This is a genomic window from Protofrankia sp. CiP1_Cm_nod4 (genome assembly GCF_982290645.1).
In genome coordinates this window covers 15086-17708 of sequence record NZ_CEVIVC010000101.1, presented here as the reverse complement: position 1 = coordinate 17708, position 2623 = coordinate 15086, and the positions used below count along the sequence as shown (strand labels likewise).

Sequence of the window (2623 nt, the reverse complement as noted above, 5' to 3'; positions counted from 1 at the left end):
GGCCCCCGCCGGCCCGGCGCCGTCCCGCCCTGGCCACGCCGGCAGCCGGGTGCCGCCGGGACGGCCTGCCGGCCCGGTGGCCGGGCACCACCGCCGGGCCGGCAGGCCCGGAAGCCGGGGCGGCGCGTCGACGACGGCGCGTGTCCGCGAGTGTCGGTCCAGGCCGGCTCCCCGGCGTCCCCACGCACTCGAGAAAAATCATGATCGTGTGTTCTTCGACCGGATGGGCCACAAGTAACGTCGGGAAGCGTGACGAGCCCCCCCGCACAGAGCACGATGGAAGGGGACCCACTCACGACGAAGCATGCGCGCAACGACCAAGTGACGTCAGGGAGAACACGTGGCGAAGGACAGCGGCAGCAGGTTCTCGGTCATCACCGACGGGCTTCCCAGCCAGTTGCCGGACATCGACCCGTCCGAAACCGGCGAATGGCTGGAGTCCCTGGACGCGGTGATCGACGAGCAGGGCCGTGGCCGGGCCCGATTCCTCATGCTGAAGCTGCTGGAACGGGCCCGGGAGAAGGCCGTCGGAGTGCCCGGGCTCACCAGCACCGATTTCATCAACACCATCCCGCCGGAGCGGGAACCGTGGTTCCCCGGGGACGAGCACATCGAACGGCGCATCCGGGCCTATGTCCGCTGGAACGCGGCCATCATGGTGAGCCGCGCGAACCGTCCCGAATACGGCGTCGGCGGGCATATCGCGACATATGCGTCCAGCGCCGCTCTCTACGAGGTGGGATTCAACCACTTCTTCCGCGGCAAGGACAACCTGACCGGCGGGCCCGGCGGTGACTCGGGCGACCAGGTGTTCATTCAGGGACACGCCTCACCGGGTATCTACGCCCGGGCCTTTCTCGAGGGCCGGCTGACCGCGGCGCAGCTCGACGCGTTCCGTCGGGAGGGCGAGCCCGGCGGGCTGTCCTCCTATCCACATCCCCGGCTCATGCCCGACTTCTGGGAGTTCCCGACCGTCTCGATGGGCCTCGGGCCGATCCACGCCATCTACCAGGCCCGGTTCAACCGCTATCTGCTGAACCGGCGGATCAAGGACACCTCCGGCAGCCGGGTGTGGGCCTTCCTCGGTGACGGCGAGATGGACGAGCCGGAGTCGATCGGCGCGCTCGGCATCGCCGCGCGCGAGGAGCTCGACAACCTCATCTTCGTCGTGAACTGCAACCTGCAGCGCCTCGACGGGCCGGTCCGCGGCAACGGGAAAATCATGCAGGAGCTGGAGTCGCTGTTCCGCGGCGCCGGCTGGAACGTCATCAAGGTGGTCTGGGGCCGCGACTGGGACCCGCTGCTGGCCAAGGACACCGACGGGGTGCTCGTCCACCGGATGAACACCACCCCGGACGGCCAGTTCCAGACCTACACGACATCGTCCGGCGCGTACATCCGGGAACACTTCTTCGGCGCGGACGCGCGGCTGCGCCGTATGGTCAAGGACCTGTCCGACGACGAGCTGCGCAAACTCTCCCGCGGCGGGCACGACTACCGCAAACTGTACGCGGCCTACAAGGCGGCGACCGAGCACGCCGGCCAGCCCACCGTCATCCTCGCCCACACCATAAAGGGCTGGACGCTGGGCAAGGACTTCGAGGCGCGCAACGCCACGCACCAGATGAAGAAACTCTCCAAGGCCGATCTCAAGGAGTTCCGCGACCGGCTCTACCTGGACATTCCCGACTCCGAGCTGGAAGGCCCCCTGCCGCCCTACTTCCATCCCGGCCCGGATTCGGAGGAGATCCAGTACATGCGGGAACGGCGGGCCGTGCTGGACGGCACACTGCCGCGGCGGGTCGTGCGCGCCCGGCCCCTCCCGCAGCCGCCGGAGTCCATCTTCGGTGACCTGCGGCGGGGCTCGGGCAAGCAGCCGGTGGCCACCACCATGGCCTTCGTCCGGCTGCTCAAGGACCTGATAAAGACGAAGGAGATGGGCGCCCGGTTCGTCCCGGTTATTCCGGATGAGGCGCGTACCTTCGGTATGGACGCCATGTTCCCGACCGCCAAGATCTATTCACCGCACGGTCAGCGTTACGAGGCTGTGGACCGCGAGCTCCTGCTTTCCTACCAGGAGTCCGAGACCGGCCAGATGCTGCACGAGGGAATCAACGAGGCCGGTTCGATGGGGTCGGTCGTCGCCGCGGGCACCGCGTACGCCACCCACGGCGTGCACATGATCCCGGTGTACGTGTTCTACTCGATGTTCGGGTTCCAGCGGACCGGTGACCAGATGTGGGCGCTCGGCGACCAGCTCGGCCGCGGCTTCCTGCTCGGTGCCACCGCGGGCCGCACGACCCTCAACGGCGAGGGCCTCCAGCACCAGGACGGCCACTCCCTGCTGCTCGCCTCGACGAACCCGGCGTGCGTGGCCTACGACCCGGCGTTCGCCTTCGAGGTCGCCCACATCGTCCGGGACGGCCTCGACCGGATGTACGGCGAGCGCGACGAGGACGTCTTCTACTACCTGACCGTCTACAACGAGCCGTTCCCGCAGCCGGCCGAGCCGGCCGGGGCCGACCCGGCGCAGATACTCGCCGGCATGTACCTGTTCCGGCCGTTCGCCGAGGCGGGCCTGCCGGTACGGCCGCCGGCGGAGGCCGGCTCCCCCGAAGCCGGC

General features: G+C 69.0%; 1 protein-coding gene. It reads left to right on the top strand.

What is annotated here, in order from left to right; genetic code table 11:
• Positions 1-340: 340 nt before the first annotated feature.
• Positions 341-2623: pyruvate dehydrogenase (acetyl-transferring), homodimeric type (aceE, locus tag AC5LSR_RS17450; RefSeq protein ID WP_493468686.1), on the top strand; the 2283-nt coding region annotated here is incomplete at its 3' end.